Here is a 15427-nt window from a genome sequence, read left to right as displayed (position 1 = left end):
TCAGGCCGATTGCACGCGCCCGTCCAGCCAGTCTGCCAAATGGGCAGCCAGATCGTACGCATCTTCCCCGGCCCCATCGATCAGAGAGGACTTACGTCGGCGCAGAAACTGCATTCCCATCAGGTACATTCCCGGCCAATCAACCACGCCACCGTTGTGTCGGACCCGGCCCTTGCGGTCGAAGACAGGGACATGCAGCCAGGAATAGTCGGGGCGGTAGCCTGTCGCCCAGACGATCGAGCGGATCCCCTCGGCACGCAGTTTCATGGTTAGCGGCGGACGATTCGGTACGCGGGTTGCCTCGAACCGGTGCGGAACGGGCATCGTGCTGTCCAGTCCTGCTTCGGTGGCCCATTCATCAACGGTCGTGAGAAGCCGGTTCATCTTGAGATCGGCCAACGCACAGACGTTATTAAGCGAACCGGAGAACAGCGCTGAGCCGTCGCGCAGGCCTGCAAGCTTGCCAACCAGCCTGACCCCTTCATCCGTCAGCGCATTCAGATCCAACGTGTCGCGCGTGTCTGTGCCCGTCAATTGCAGCGAGGGCACGGTGCGCGCGCGTTCGAGATCCTCGACCTCGAAATAGGTCTCGTCCTGCAGCCCGCAGGCATCCATCCACCACAGAATATCACGGCCCCGATAGACCCGTGGCAGACGTACATGTTCGCCAGTTGAAAGGACCACGGGCCGCCCGGAACGGTGAATCTCGCGGGCAAGCTGTGTGCCGGTCGCCGATCCGCCGACCACCATGACACCCCCGTCCGGCAGGTCTGAAGGTCTGCGGTAAGTCTTGGTGTCGATCGACAGGATATCATTGGGAAGGTCACCTGCCAGCTTCGGAACAGCCGGAAGGTTACAGGCGCCCGAAGCCAGGACAACGGCGCGACAGTGCCAGGCCCCGCGATCGGTCTCGACCCGAAAGCCGGGGTCTGCCTCCCGAACTGAGGTTACCGTCGTACCCGTCTCCACCGGGGCCGAGATTACAGTGGCATACTCGCCAATGAAGTCGATCACCTGAGCCATGTTCATGTAACCGTCGGGATCGTCGCCGCCATATGCGTAACCGGGCAGCCGGCTGCACCAGTTCGGCGTCAGCAGACGAAGCGAATCCCAGCGTTCGGTTCGCCAAGAATTCGCCACCTCGCCACGTTCAAGAACAACGTGATCGATACCGCGCTCGGCGACGCATCGGCTCATGGCAAGCCCGGCGTGGCCGGCGCCGATCACAACGACTGTGGTCAGGCGATCAGACATCGAATGCTTCTAAGGCCCGGCCCGCTACTTCACAGTCACCGAGACATTCGTCGGATTCGTGATGATGTCGAAGACTGCCGAGCGCTTTTGCGATTGCGCCACCAGCGCCTCGATATCCTCACGGCTTGCGTCGGCATCGATTTGATAAATCACATTGATGCCGTCAAAGCCATTTCGGACATCGGAATCGATCCCGAGAATACCCTGCACATCCATGTCACCTTCAAGTGTCGCCTTCACCGAGCGCAGCTGGATTCCTCGGTGTTGCGCAACCGCGGCTATGCCTGCAGTCAGGCAACTGGCAAGTCCCACCAGCACGTACTCAACCGGTGTCGCTCCATGGTCCTCGGAGGCGAACAGCTCCGGATGATCCGAATTGAATGTAAACACCTTGCGGTGCCGCTGCTCTTCGCCGAGGCCGAAGAAGCTTTCGACGCTTGAGTGGCTGTGCGTGCCATTCTTCCATTCGCAGTCGGCGCGCCACTTGAACCTTGCGGCTTCCGGCGTGGCAGTCAGTGCTTCACGTGCTTCGAGAAGTGCGCCAACGTTGACGCCGTTGTCCACAGTTTGCTCAGTCGGTTCCATAGAGTTCCCCCGGCATTTGAAACATCCACAGTTAATAACACAAAAAACAATCTTTTGCGCGCCTTGACATTTGGATTCCGGAAGTGCGCTCGCCGACGCCAAGACATGGCCCAGCAGAGCCGCAAATCTCCGGACAGCGAAATGCCTGAAGTCTGATGGGAAATGCTATGAATCGAGCATTGCAATTTACGCAACTTTTTTCTTGAATGACCGCTTCGAGCTCAGAGCAGCCGTTCGCTGCGTTCTGTCTTAATGACCGTTTTGCGGACTTTGCAGCCATCCGCATTCTTGCTCTAAAGGACCACAATCAGCCCAAAGCGGACCTTCAAAACCGAGTTTGCAATGTCCGAGAGGCGAACAAGTCCGTTCATTCGCATTTACCGCTGCAATACCCGCAACCGGCCCGGCCGGGCATTTTCGGCTAAAAGTCCATTCGAACAAACCTTAAAGCAGTTTGTTAATTGGGTTTTGAGACAAATACGCTGGTTTCAGGGTTCAGATCATCATTCGGGTCTGTCAGAATACCAGCCGGGAAAGACACCGAGATAGGTCGATCCTTTGTATCAAGGCAGAGCATGTGGTTATTGTCCCCGTCACCCAGATCGGCAAGCGCGGCGGGCGTAACTGTGCGTTGAGATCCTTCTTCGGCCTCTACGATGATACTGTACAGATCACGTTCCACATCGCCAGGTTCCTTGCCGTTCGCCAGCGTAACGCCACCCGCCCAAGTTACCCGAATGGCCTGTACGATGTTTTCACTTGGACAAAGGCTTCCTCTAGTTCGGCGTGGCCCCAAGTTTCCGACCAAAGTCCAATCCTCGACAACCTCGGCAAGGATCATTGACGGCCCGTCTTCCAGCGGAGTCACGGCGACAGTGGCACCGCGAAAATCAAGTGTTCCAACGATGGAATGAAGGTGTCCAATAACTTCGACTGCAACCGGTGGATCCTCGGAAACGTTCCCAAAATCCCCGATGAGAAGCACCGTGCGCAATTCACCGGGATCGGTAGCAGGCAACGCTGACGCGCAATGCATTGTTCCGATCTGGCCTGACTTTGTTACGACTCTGAAGTCGCCAGCCTGCAACGTTTCCAAATCTACCTCGGTTGTAAAGATGACAGGCATCCCGTCTTTGCTCCCAGAACCTCTGCAAATGAGATTTGCTACACGAGGCAACGCCTCGAGCCCGTGGAACGCGGAAAGCAACTCGGCATCTTGTCCTCCTGCTGAATTCGGCAATCCGAGGTTTGGGGTTGTATCTTCAAGTTCTCGACTTGAAACGTCTTGCGCGCGCGCAGCCGCTCCCGACAAGACAAACGCAGTGGCAAGTGCAAGCAATCTGATCGCTTGACTCCATTTCCTAAACTGCTTCAGCAATTAGGTTTTTCTCCATTTTTGGTCCGCGGTGCTGCGGGCTTTCGAGCTGTTACGTGTTGGAGTTTTACAAACACACGCAAACAAGTTTGGTCTAACTTGCTGCTATGCGGTCGCCAACAACGCATCGGAAAGCTCGTATTCCGAAAGGGCCCCTGGTGCACCTATTGCAACAAGCCTTGTTTCGGGTTTTCGGTGGCCCCATGCGCCATCCCTTGCGATGTCCATGCGTTTTCCGACGACCTGTACAAGAATGCGATGATCTGGATCCTCCTCGCTAAAAACAAAGCCCTTGAGGCGATAAACGTCGCCAGGAAGCTTTCGAATTGCACTCCGAAGAGAAGACAAGCTTATAGGGCTTTCAGCTTTCATCATAGTTGTTGAGAAGCTTTCCGAGTGATCAGAATGGTGGCAACCACAATCCGGTCCATGCTCGTGATGATCGGGTATTTCTGTTTCGAGCTGTTCGGCGGCAAAGCGGCCAACAGAAAGAAGAATATCCAGTGGGACATCCGCATTGACAGCTTCGACAAGACGATACCGACGGAAGCGAGACCCGAGCCAATCGTGCACCCTTTGAACAGCCGCCCTGTCGACGAGGTCGACCTTGTTCAAAATAACCATGTCCGAGAACGCGATTTGACGGAGCTTCAGTTCCATTTGTTCCGGCGCAGAAAAGAGCTGTTCAGCATCGACCAGGCACATAAGGCTGTCCAAGCGGATCATGTCCCGAAACTTCTGATCGGTGAATGTCATTGCAATTGATGACGGGTCCGACACTCCGCTTGCTTCAAGGACGATGTATTCCGGTTTCTCGGGCCGGGCGAGAACGGCTTCTACCGTTTCGATCAGGTCATCTCGGATCGAGCAGCAAACGCAGCCATTTGCCAAACTCATCACATCATCCTCGAGACCGACCACCAAGTCGGCGTCAACATTTATTGATCCAAAGTCATTCACCAGAACCGCAACCCGCAACCCGTGATTGCCTGTCAGGATGCGGTTCAAAAGTGTTGTCTTACCGGCTCCGAGAAAGCCGGTAAGAATCGTTACGGGGATTGCAGATGACGACCCAAACTCGATCATGTCGTTACTCCGCCTTCTTCTTGCGGTTTGGGATGACGTCATCGACCTTGATTACGAAATCACTGGGCCACTCTGGATCGGGGGCTCGGAATACGTCAGCTGGATAGTATTCCTTGGGATCAATCTCCATATCGCGGTATTTCTGGTCCTGCTGTTCGGCACGTGATGATCGCGGTGCTGGCGGTTTGATTTCATCCGGCAACGTGATCTTGCCTTCTGCTTCCATCTTGCCCAATTCGCGGAATGGCGCGACCGAGCCAGATTTTCCGGGAAGCGTCGCCTTCCGATACCAGATTGCATCCTTGGTTACGTTGACGACGGCGACATCCAACCCCCAGGCGAACAACCCATCATAATGGGCTCGGATTCCCGCGAGCATTTCGGCATCGATATCCTCGTCTTGCGTATAGTGGGTCACCATAGCAAGCCGTGGGCGCGCCTCAGCCATCATCTTACCAACAGCGTAGTGAGAAGTATGGTGCGTATCGATTGTGTAGTTAAACAGCTCTTGAGGCAGACCGTATTTGTAGGTCATCAATTGCCCGATGTCCTGTCCCGACATTTCGGTCACAAACACATCGACGCCTTTTCCGTATTCAAGGCTCAGTTCATCGGGACGTCCATCGCCGGTCCAAACAAAGCTAAGCCCGTTCCAATCCAACCGATATCCGACAGCGCCGTCCTTGGCATGGCTGCGCGGCCAGGAACGTATAGTCACGCCATCTTCATCATAGACGATGCCACCTTCTTGGCGGAAATCGAATTCATTGACTTCGATCTCGTAGCCATCGCCGATTGGGAAAACATCGAAAGCTTCGAGATGCCATTTGAGCATCTGCTGCATACCTTTCACCATTCCGGCTGTACCAAGCTCGGGTGTCCGACCAGATGGACCGTGAATGCGCAGCGGTGTGTACCCGCCGGACCAAGCCCGAAACGGGTAGATGTAAGGAATGTCGGCATAGTGATCGACATGCAGGTGCGTAATGAAGATGTCGTTGATCAACTGACCCGGAACCTGCATCCCGATAATGTTGCGGACGCAGCCCGAGCCGAAGTCGAAGAAGAAACGCTTTCCGTTACCCAGTTCGACCATGATACAGGTGCCAGCCTGATCTTCGCGGGGCGGAAATGGGGTGGAACCACAGAACGATATCCGCATTTCGTCGGGCCCGAGGTCCTCGGATAGCGGGAAATAATTCGCGTTCGAGCCTGTCATGTATTTCGTGGGACGGAAGTACTCGGGCAAAGTGATACCCCCGGCAGGCCGGCCGCCGTACGGGTTTTTTAGGCTTTCGCCTAGTGGTCCATCGCTGGGGTGTGCCTGTGCAGCTCCTGAACCGTAGCTAACTGCGCCGGTTGCGACCGCACCTGCTGCCAGTCCCTGCATAACGTGTCGCCGGGAAGGGTTTTCGATGTCGTCAGATTTCTGGGTTTTTTCGTTCTTAAGTTCTTTGCCGTTGTCTTCTTTTGTCATGGCTGTGCCCTTAGTTGGAAATGCTACGAAGGTTGCGCTTCACCATCCGGCGAAGCTCGTTCACGAGTTCGGATCTGATGTGGGCCCATTCCGCGCGTTCTGTGGCTGTGATCGATGTGTCATCCAACAGCGCAGTAACTTTCCTTAGGTCCTCGATTGCCTCGCTGAGCAACGCATCCGTTTCGGTACGCCCTGAAAGCGCATCGGAAAGATCTGGAAGCTCGTCACTCAATTCCCAAGTCACTGGATAATCCCCGGTTCCCACTATCTATTCTCACATCAAGATGAGTGCGGTTGACGATATACGCCAAGTGAGTCACCGTGAGTTGGGGGTGAGTTTGCTTTGAACCAAGCTAATGAATTGCCGATAGATCAAGATGTTGCACCGCCATCGCCGGAGCTTGTCCGACAGGCACTTCAGAGCGTTGTTTCCAGCGTTGTGTTCCGGGCTTCGCCTCGACTCCAGCAATTTCTTACTTACGTGGTCGAAGAGACTCTCGCGGGTCGTGGCGCCCAGATTCGCGGCAAAGCAATCGCGGTCGAAGTCTACGGCCGGAGCATTGATGGCACCGGTGGTCGGAATCTTGTCCGCGTCGAAGCCAGACGGCTGCGTCGACTACTACATGAGTTTTACGAAGATCAATGGGATGGTCAGGGAGTTCGAATTTTTGTTGATTCCGGCGGATACAAACCACGGTTTTCGCAAGCAAGGACGACAAGAGGCGACAACTCAAGGGTTCAGGACAGCGATCTGCTTGGCGGGCATCGACGTCTACGGCAACTGCTGCCAATTGGGCTGGGTTGCCTAGTGTTGATTGCGGTGGCTGGCTTTTGGTTCACTCGGGATAACAAGGTGGTTTTGCCCACAGCTCAATCTATCGAACAGGCTGAGCGAACTGCTCTTGGTGAGCAATCTTTGACAAGGCTTCAGGCGGCTAATCTTGCGGATCAAGCCCGAGGGATGTTTTTTCCTGTTTTTGATATCAAGCGCCAGCAAATAGCACTGGGAATGTTTCAGCATACCGCAGAGCTCGACCCCGCACTCTCCGACGGTTATGCCGGATCGGCACAGGTCCTTGCGACTTTGGCCATGCTGTCCCCTGACAAGGCGCAAAGAGATGACCTTTTTAGCCAAGCTTCCGAGATGTCGGAAAGAGCGCTTGATCTATCTCCCACCGATGCGTGGGCAAACGGTGCAAATGGTTGGGTACTGGCCACCCAAAACAAACCGGTCGAGGCGGTGAAATATGCAAGACTGTCGGTCGAGCTTGCGCCGAATGATGGTCATATTCTGGATCTTGTTGGCATCACCGCTATCATGGCGAACGCTCCGGATCTTGCGGCTGAGGTTAGCAATCCAGAAAGACTAAGGTCAGGATCGGGCCGCTTTGGCGCACGAAATATTTGGGGTGTATCGCAACTGATGCTCGGGAACTACGAGAAGGTTGTCGAGGCTTTTAAAGGAGCGCCCGCAGCCGGTGCGCCTGTAAGTGCTCCTTCTCTCCTGTTCCAAGCCGTTGCGCAGGATCAGTTGGGACATACCGAAGAAGCTCAGCGACTTATCACCGAAATGCGCAAAACGTGGCCGGAGTTTCCATCTGAGTTTCTCGCCGGCAGGATCTTCCACAATAATGACGCAACGCGGCAAGCGATACTTGATACTCTGATCAGATACTGATGAAACGCGTCGCATGGTTGGGTATGCAAAGTCTGCTTTCTGCGCATTGCTGTCATTGGGGCATAGAGCAGCATCGGTCAAAGTGGGCTCGGCGCGATCTTTCGCTACGATCTGTCTGAGGGACCGCTATGCCGACAAAGCGGACTTTTGTGATTTGACAAGGCATATACGCTCAACGCCTATCTCCAACACTGGCGTCGGGGTATTTGACAGCGCGCTAAACTTAATTTGAGCTCATGTTTCCCAAGGAGGCTTTGCGCCAATCTCTGCGACGAGAAAGTCCATGAACACCCGCACTTTGGGGGACAGTACGTTGGACTTGGGATAGATCAGCCACAAGACATTGTCCTCTGCGGCTTCAAAGTTTGGAAGAACCCGTATCAAACGGCCTGATTTCAGTTGGTCATGCACGCTCCATAGAGCGTTCAAGGAAATACCGGCCCCGGCCAATGTGGCGCGGACCTGGCTTTGACCGTCGTCAATTATCAATTGACCTTTCGCCGATGCGGGGTCGAAAACCGCGTTCTCACCTTCCAGTCCTGTCAACAGGCGCGGTTGGCGGTTTTGGAAAGCAATCAAGTGGTGGTTGTTTAGATCATCAGGAGTTTTGGGCGTGCCGTGCGTGTAGAGGTAGCTTGGTGCGGCGCAAAGAATACGCTGGTCATCGGCCAGTTTGCGACCCTTGAGGCTAGTGTCGACGAGTGGCGCGTTCCTGAGTGCCAGATCATAACTTCCCTCGATCAAGTCGAACTGCACATCCGACAGACGCAGATCGATTGTGAGGTCGGGGTGCTGTTCAAGGAACTTGGGCAGAATTGGCGCGATATAGAGTTGTGCAAAACTGCTAGGCGCGGCGAAGCGCAACGTTCCTTTGATGGTTGTTCTTTGCTTGCCTAAAGCAGCAAGTGCGGCCTCTTCCTGCGCGATGATCTCTCGGGCGAAGGGCAGGAAGTCAGCACCTTCGACCGACAGTGACACTTTGCGCGTTGTGCGGTGGAGCAATTCGGAACCCAAGTTTTGCTCCAACTTGGCGAGTTTTGCGCTGGACACGGCCGGTGCCATGCCTAATGCGCGCCCCGCCGCGCTTATGTTCAGTATTTCTGCTGCCCTGACAAACAATCGCAGCGCATCTGTATCAAGTCCCATTATATAGCAAACCCGAATTATTATTCCACCGATGGGCAGTTTATATGCAAATAGATTGATGTTAAATCCCTGTAATCGATGCAACACAGCATAGACAGGAGGCGCACATGACGCGGACAGCCACAGTCAACTACCACGTCCATAAGCCCTATCGGCAAGCCTTTGAGTTAGATGCAGGCGGGATTGCAGGTAACCTGGTTTCCCCCGAATTGGGCACAACAAGCGTTACGTTGGTCGATAATCGCGCGACGACCAATACAGTTAAATTTGCGTCTGATTCTGTTGAATTCGTAGCGCTTATAACGCAGGTTCAGCACTTTACAGGAGCCGCCTGGAAACCGATATACGATGCCGAGTTGACGGCGATGCTTTCTGACAGGCTGGGCGCGCGCGAGGTTTTGGTTTTCGACCATACGGTTCGGAAAGACGACCCGAGTGCGACGCGCAAACCCGCACGTAACGTTCACAGTGACTACAGCAAGGACGGAGCGGAACAGCGGCTTGCTGACCTGCTGGGTGCCGAGGTCGCGGCGGAATGGGCGCGGGGTCACTACGCTTTTGTCAATGTGTGGCGTCCTATTGAGCATCCGATCAATTCAGCACCTTTGGGCTTTGTTCGTCCGTCATCCGTTGATCCGTCCGACTGGATTCTGCTGGACCTGATCTATCCTGACCGCAAAGGGCAAATCATGGGGCTGGTGGGAAATCCCCGGCATGAATGGGTCTATCAATCCAAGATGACGCCTGAGGAAGTCGCGATCTTCAACATCTATGACAATCAAGGACTGCCATCAATTGCCCATAGCGCGCTGGACATGGTCGAAGATTCAAGCATCACGACCACTCGCAAAAGCATCGAGAGCCGCACTCTGGTTCGCTATTAAAGGGGTACTGACATGTTGGATGAAACGCAGCCCTCCGAGTTTGCCCAGATCAACGTAGCCTACAATCGGGTGTTCCGACCCAGGCGGTTGAGTATTGGTCTTGTGTTGCCGCTCGAAACATATGCAGTTGGCGCAGAGCCGACGCTGCGTGGGCATTTAGAAGCGGCTCATAGGGCAGAGGAACTTGGGTTTGCAGCACTTTGGTTGCGCGACGTACCCTTCAATGTCCCTAGCTTTGGAGATCCGGGCCAGATTTTCGATCCCTTTGTCTATCTGGGGGCGTTGGCAACTGCGACGGATCGGATTGCACTAGGAACGTCGAGTGTAGTCCTGCCACTGCGTCACCCCGCGCATGTAGCCAAGGCGGCGGCGACGGCGGATGTGCTCTCGGGCGGGCGGTTGTTGTTGGGCGTTGCGTCCGGTGACCGCCGCGAAGAGTACCCGGCGATGAACCGAAGTTACGATGACCGAGGTCAACGTTTCCGCGACGGCATTGATTACATCCGCGCGGTCGGGTCGGATTATCCCAAACATCAAAACGCTCAAGGTACTTTGTCTGGCGGAATTGACCTATTGCCCAAGCCGCATGGTACACGACTACCCGTGCTTATTACCGGTGGTAGCCAGCAATCCTCCGATTGGGTGGCGCAGAACGGCGACGGTTGGATGACCTATCCACGCAATACGTCTGCCCAGGGGCAGGTGATCGCGGATTACCGAAGGCGTGTGAAAGCGGCGGGCCAACCGGATAAGCCGGTCATGCAATCGCTCTACGTCGATGTCGTTTCCGACCCAGCCGCACCTCCGCGCCCGATCCACCTTGGGTTTCAGTCCGGCGCCGATTTTCTGAACAGCTACCTGCGCGAGATTGAAACGCTTGGTGTCAATCATGTTGCGCTGAACCTGAGGTTCAATCAAGCGCCGATCGACGCAACCCTTGAACACCTGGCGGACACCGTGCTGCCTGACTTTTCGTAAAGGATTCAACCGATGACCAAGACCATTCTCATCACAGGCTCAACTGACGGCATTGGCTTGCTAACGGCCAAGAAGCTGGCCGCCGACGGGCACAACGTGCTTTTGCATGGCCGCAGTATATCTAAACTGGAGAGCGCAGCTACCGCAGTCGGTGGCGATGTCGAAGTCTTTGCCGCTGATCTGAGCGACCTGTCCGCAGTGCGCGAACTGGCCGAGAACGTGCGTGCGAAACATGACAGGTTGGATGTTTTGATCAACAACGCGGGGGTGCTGAAAGCCGCGCAAACCGTACTTGAGAATGGGCAGGACATTCGCTTTGTCGTCAATACTCTTTCACCGTATCTGCTGACCGACTTGCTGTTGCCGATCATTCCGGCAAACGGGCGCGTCGTGAACCTGTCATCGGCCGCACAGGCCCCGGTGAACATCAAAGCCATGCAAGGCAAAGTGCCGCTGACGGATATGGAAGCCTATGCCCAAAGCAAATTGGCGATCACCATCTGGACCCGGGAATGGGCCAAATCCCATGCTGATGCGCCGGTGATGGTTGCGGTAAATCCCGGATCACTTTTGGCCTCGAAAATGGTGCAAGAAGGGTTTGGCCTCGCCGGGAATGACATGAATATCGGCGCGGATATCCTGATAGATGCCGCCTTGGGCGCGCGGTTCGCCGACGCGTCAGGGACCTATTTCGACAATGACAGTGCTGCTTTTGCAAACCCGCATGCCACAGCATTGGACAAAGATCACGTTGCTGACGTCATGAACACAATCAAAGGCTTGATTGCCCAAACGGGCTAAGCAAAGCGGCGCAAAAACGCCGCGCACTTCCACCTTTAACGTTCCCCCACCCCTCGCGCATGCCGCGTCGAGGCCCAAGAAAGGACTGCCTTATGAAATACGAGAACTTTCAAACCTTCGATGTCGTCGTTGAAAATGGCATTGCCACGGTCACATTCAACTTTGGCACTGTGAATGTGCAAGGTCAGGAAATGCTGGCCGACCTGAACAGTTTGGCTATGCGGTTGGAGCGCGACCGCGACACTAAAGTCGTGATCTTTCAATCCTCCAATCCGGAAATCTGGGTCTGTCACTACGACACCGAGCTGCTCAAGGACATGTCGACCGAGGCGGTATCCCGTGAAGATGCACAGCTTTTGGACCTGCAATCGGTCTGTGAGCGGATCAGCAAGGTTCCGCAGGCCACAATTGCAAAGCTGGAAGGGTTTGCCCGCGGCGGTGGACATGAATTGGCGTTGGCACTCGACATGCGCTTTGCCGCGCGGGGCAAGTACAAGTTCATGCAGATGGAGGTCGGCATGGGCATCTTACCCTGCGGTGGTGGCGCTTCGCGCATGGCGCGTCAGACCGGCCTGGGCAAAGCGCTTGAGATCATCCTGAGCGCACAGGACTATGACGCGGATGATGCCGAACGTCTGGGCACCATCAACAAGGCGCTGGAGCCGGATGAAATTGGCCCATACGTGAGCGCTCTGGCTGAACGGATCGCGCAATTCCCGGCAGAGTCGATCAATGCCTGCAAACAGATGGTCTACGAATCGATCGACAAACCAATTGATGAAGCGCTGAAAGCCGAAGCCTATTGGCTTTATCAGGCCACCAGCAAAACCCCGGCCGTCAAACGGTTCGCCATCGCGGATGAACAAGGTTTGGAGCACGACATCGAAAACCAGCGTAAATGGGGCGATCTGGTGATGCAGGTACAGGACATCAACTGACCTACCCCCAACACAAGTATCTAGTCAGGTGTGCGTTGTTTCGACGTGCCTCTGGCGTGGCGTTACAAAAGGAATACACCAATGAAAGCAATGGTTCTAAATTCATATGGACCCGAAGCACCGTTCGAGCTCGCAGAAATGCCTGATCCGGTGGCGACACCTGGACATGTGGTGGTCAAAATGGCCGCAGTCAGCGTTAATACCGTCGACACTATGATCCGAAGCATGGGTGCGGACCTGCCGCTGTCCCCCAAATTGCCCGCTTTGCTTGGCATGGATTTTGCAGGCACGGTTATCGCAATTGGTGAAGGCGTGACTAACTTTGCCATAGGCGATGAGGTGTATGGCTGCGCTGGAGGTTTGATGGATTTGCCTGGCTCTCTCGCGGAATACATTAACGCGGATTCCCGTCTGATCGCACACAAACCCAAGACGCTTAGCATGCGGGAAGCTGCAGCGCTGCCTCTCGTCGGTATCACCGCCTATGAAGGGTTGACACGCGCAGATGTGAGCGAAGGGCAAACCGTGCTCGTCCAGGGCGGCGCTGGTGGTGTGGGTCATGTTGCGGTTCAAATCGCACGCCACCTTGGTGCAACAGTGTGGGCGACAGGTCGCGGCGCAGATCAGATGTCACTGATCGAGGGTCTCGGCGCGCGCCCTCTGGATTTCACAACGCAGAGTGTCGAGGACTATGTTGCGGAGCATACCGGTGGCGTCGGCTTCGACGTAGTGTTCGACAGCGTAGGTGGGTCGAACATGACGAACTCTTTCGAAGCAGCCAAGCTTAATGGCCATGTGGCCTCAACGGTCGCGATGGTCGAGATTGATTTGACGCCTGTGCATTTCAAAGGTCTATCTCTGCATGTTGTCTTCATGCTGATCCCGATGATGCACGATGTCGGGCGGCAAACACATAGCGACATCCTGAGGATACTGGCAGATCTGGCGGAAGATGGCGCGCTCAAACCGATTGTTGACGAACATAAGTTTGGGTGGGCCGACGTCGGTGCAGCTTACGCGCATCTGACGAATGGATCTGCGGTCGGAAAAGTCGTTGTGGAATTGTGATCTGATCCGGTTGGACTTAGGGCGCGCATAATTACTTGGCACACCAAATCAGTTTTCGCTGCAGTTGACGTCGCCTATCATTGCATAGCTGGCTTTGGTGCAAATTGCAGAACAGGTTGCTTTTGGCTGGGAGCAGATGTTCGGTAGAATTCGTTGAACATCTGCTACGCGGAGCAGAGTAATCGTTTAGGCGTAGGCGTGATAGCAGCTTGGATCGTCTGCTCTCAGTGCTTGGTTGAGTTCGTTTTGGCGTTATAACGCTCAACTCAGCATTCTTTCCGAAACGTCCTCAAGAAGGGTATTAAGATCGAACTCTTCGCCTTTCTCCGCAAGCCCTTTGTCATGCAGAATGAAAGACAGCCCGTGCACGAAACTCCACAACAAAAAACCACGGCGGCGAACTTCGCCTGTGATTCCCGGTTCACCGAGACACTTTGCTACCTCAGTCAAAAGAATCCCGAAGCTTTGCTGGCCGCCTTCCTCCAGCCGGAGGTCCGCGATACGGTCTGTGAAGCCGCCAAATTTCAGTCTGAAGATCCCCGGCTCATTTAACGCGAAGGCAATATACTCCATTCCTATGGCAGTAATGCGCTCGGGAGTTCCTTCAGGAACACCTTCCAGCGCAGCCAGCATTTTGTCTCGGTGCCGATCCATTCCTTCAAGGACAGTGGCAACCAGCATTTCTGTCTTGTCTTTGAAGTGCTTGTAAGGTGCCGCGGTTGATACGCCCGCGCGTCTGCACGCCTCGGATACAGAAAAACTCTCCGGACCTTTTTCTTCAACCAACTGTCGGGTTGCTTCGATCAGTGCAGCGCGGAGATCGCCGTGATGATAGGCTTTCTTGCTAACGGACAGACCAGCCGCTTGTCTGTTTGTCGGATGATTTTTTTCGGTGCTGCTCATGATCCAACATGTGCCAGATCACGTATCTCTTGTCAAAGTGAGAACTTCTAACATATGTTAGAAACGCTAACTTGATGAGGTCCCCAAATGCCGAATCCTGCAAATTCATCTACTGAAGCGACCAAACCGAGCCTACTTGCACGTGTGTTGCGCAGCACTGTGCGCCTGGGAGTAACCGTCAGTATTATGGCCGTTGCAGCGGCCGCCGTTTACTTTGGCGCATCCGAGCTCACCCGTAGAGCGGACGCCGTACCCGCACCAGATGCCGCTGCTGTGACACCGGTGTCCGTGACACCGATCACGTCCGAGAGCGCATACACAGTCGACCGTGTATTCATCGGGCAGGTCGAACCTCAGCGTTCGGCAGATATCTCTTTCGAACTGAACGGGACGCTGGATCAAATTCTGGTGGATGAGGGCGACGAGGTTGCCAAGGGTCAACTTCTTGCGACACTGGACATCGCACTGCTGGAGGTCGAACGCGACCGTCTGACAGCATCACGTGACGCCATTGCAGCCCAACTTTCATTTGCAAAGAAAACAGTCGAGCGAAACGCGAAACTCATTGAAGAAGGCTTTACCAGTCAAGCCCGTTTGGACGAGGCCGTTTCTCAGCAGGATGAATTGCTATCCAGGATTGGCGAGTTAGATGCCGCCTTGAGTGATGTGACCGTTCGGATCGAGAAATCCAGTATCGAGGCTCCGTTTGCCGGTCAAATAACCGCGCGACACGTGGATGGCGGTGAAACTCTGCGCTCGGGCGAGTTGGTTTTGGGTATGGTCGAGGTCGTGTCGCCGCAGGTTCGGATCGGTATCCCTCTCGATGTTGATCCGGCGCTGTTGACTGACGTTGAAATCGAAATTGCAGGTCAAAGCTATCAGGCTGAGCTTGCAACTTTGCGGCCCGATATTGACCCGGTGACCCGAACCCGCACCGCGCTGTTCGGTTTGAAGTACGCGCCGGACGTTGTTTTCGGACAAACCGCACGTGTGCATGTACTCGAACCCGTCCCAAGTGCGGGGACCTGGGTGCCTACAACATCTCTGAAGGAAGGAACTCGCGGGCAATGGACACTGCTCGTTGCCGATGCGCAAAAGACTGTGCGCCTGGCGACTGTCGAAGTTCTACATGCCGAAGATGACCGCGTCTTTGTGCGTGGCGCGTTTCCGAAAGGCACCGTCTTGATTGATCAGGGGCCGCAGCGAGTCAGCGTTGGTCAGCGCGTTGTCTTCAACACTGGCGAGTAACGGAGC

General features: G+C 54.9%; 15 protein-coding genes. 7 read left to right on the top strand and 8 right to left on the bottom strand.

Annotated features, from left to right (window positions below; all coding sequences use genetic code 11):
* From ACR0L1_RS08220 to ACR0L1_RS08195, 6 genes are all read right to left on the bottom strand, one after another.
* Entirely contained in the window at window positions 1-1254 is a 1254-nt protein-coding gene (locus tag ACR0L1_RS08220) for an NAD(P)-binding domain-containing protein (protein WP_480503375.1), read from the bottom strand.
* Between the two features lie 24 nt (window positions 1255-1278).
* On the bottom strand, window positions 1279-1839 hold the full coding sequence (locus ACR0L1_RS08215; protein WP_480858174.1) for an OsmC family protein: 561 nt from the start codon (window positions 1837-1839) through the stop codon (window positions 1279-1281).
* A gap of 457 nt (window positions 1840-2296) precedes the next feature.
* On the bottom strand, window positions 2297-2965 hold the full coding sequence (locus ACR0L1_RS08210) for a hypothetical protein (RefSeq protein WP_480577071.1): 669 nt from the start codon (window positions 2963-2965) through the stop codon (window positions 2297-2299).
* A 354-nt stretch (window positions 2966-3319) separates the two neighbouring features.
* Window positions 3320-4300 (bottom strand): CobW family GTP-binding protein, encoded by a 981-nt coding sequence (locus tag ACR0L1_RS08205; RefSeq protein ID WP_480577068.1) that lies wholly within the window; start codon window positions 4298-4300, stop codon window positions 3320-3322.
* Window positions 4301-4304: 4 nt separating this feature from the next.
* On the bottom strand, window positions 4305-5777 hold the full coding sequence (gene gntH, locus ACR0L1_RS08200; RefSeq protein ID WP_170786520.1) for a guanitoxin biosynthesis MBL fold metallo-hydrolase GntH: 1473 nt from the start codon (window positions 5775-5777) through the stop codon (window positions 4305-4307).
* Window positions 5778-5787: 10 nt separating this feature from the next.
* Window positions 5788-6021, bottom strand: a complete 234-nt coding sequence (locus tag ACR0L1_RS08195; protein WP_170786518.1) for a hypothetical protein — start codon at window positions 6019-6021, stop codon at window positions 5788-5790.
* Window positions 6022-6120: 99 nt separating this feature from the next.
* On the opposite strand from ACR0L1_RS08195, the gene ACR0L1_RS08190 reads away from it, so the two are divergent.
* On the top strand, window positions 6121-7455 hold the full coding sequence (locus tag ACR0L1_RS08190; protein WP_480858171.1) for a tetratricopeptide repeat protein: 1335 nt from the start codon (window positions 6121-6123) through the stop codon (window positions 7453-7455).
* Window positions 7456-7689: 234 nt separating this feature from the next.
* Here ACR0L1_RS08190 and ACR0L1_RS08185 read toward each other — a convergent pair whose 3' ends face one another.
* Entirely contained in the window at window positions 7690-8601 is a 912-nt protein-coding gene (locus ACR0L1_RS08185; RefSeq protein ID WP_170789599.1) for a LysR family transcriptional regulator, read from the bottom strand.
* A gap of 107 nt (window positions 8602-8708) precedes the next feature.
* Here ACR0L1_RS08185 and ACR0L1_RS08180 point away from each other — a divergent pair, with 107 nt between their 5' ends.
* The 5 genes from ACR0L1_RS08180 to ACR0L1_RS08160 all read left to right on the top strand — a co-directional run bounded on the left by ACR0L1_RS08180 (window position 8709) and on the right by ACR0L1_RS08160 (window position 13270).
* Window positions 8709-9485: a CmcJ/NvfI family oxidoreductase gene (locus tag ACR0L1_RS08180; RefSeq protein ID WP_480858168.1), complete on the top strand. Its 777-nt coding sequence runs from the start codon at window positions 8709-8711 to the stop codon at window positions 9483-9485.
* 12 nt (window positions 9486-9497) lie between these two features.
* On the top strand, window positions 9498-10463 hold the full coding sequence (locus ACR0L1_RS08175; RefSeq protein ID WP_480858166.1) for a TIGR03571 family LLM class oxidoreductase: 966 nt from the start codon (window positions 9498-9500) through the stop codon (window positions 10461-10463).
* Between the two features lie 12 nt (window positions 10464-10475).
* Complete coding sequence (locus tag ACR0L1_RS08170) at window positions 10476-11264, top strand: SDR family NAD(P)-dependent oxidoreductase (RefSeq protein ID WP_480858164.1); 789 nt, start codon at window positions 10476-10478, stop codon at window positions 11262-11264.
* A 92-nt stretch (window positions 11265-11356) separates the two neighbouring features.
* On the top strand, window positions 11357-12202 hold the full coding sequence (locus ACR0L1_RS08165) for an enoyl-CoA hydratase/isomerase family protein (RefSeq protein ID WP_480503386.1): 846 nt from the start codon (window positions 11357-11359) through the stop codon (window positions 12200-12202).
* A gap of 81 nt (window positions 12203-12283) precedes the next feature.
* On the top strand, window positions 12284-13270 hold the full coding sequence (locus tag ACR0L1_RS08160; protein WP_480503388.1) for a zinc-dependent alcohol dehydrogenase family protein: 987 nt from the start codon (window positions 12284-12286) through the stop codon (window positions 13268-13270).
* Window positions 13271-13531: 261 nt separating this feature from the next.
* Here ACR0L1_RS08160 and ACR0L1_RS08155 read toward each other — a convergent pair whose 3' ends face one another.
* The gene (locus ACR0L1_RS08155; RefSeq protein ID WP_480503389.1) at window positions 13532-14173 is read right to left on the bottom strand and encodes a TetR/AcrR family transcriptional regulator; all 642 of its coding nucleotides are present in this window, start codon (window positions 14171-14173) and stop codon (window positions 13532-13534) included.
* 186 nt (window positions 14174-14359) lie between these two features.
* On the opposite strand from ACR0L1_RS08155, the gene ACR0L1_RS08150 reads away from it, so the two are divergent.
* The gene (locus ACR0L1_RS08150) at window positions 14360-15421 is read left to right on the top strand and encodes an efflux RND transporter periplasmic adaptor subunit (protein WP_480550232.1); all 1062 of its coding nucleotides are present in this window, start codon (window positions 14360-14362) and stop codon (window positions 15419-15421) included.
* Window positions 15422-15427 lie beyond the last annotated feature (6 nt).

It is taken from the genome of Ruegeria sp. J8 (assembly GCF_056531925.1).
This window is presented reverse-complemented; position numbering and strand designations above follow the sequence as displayed.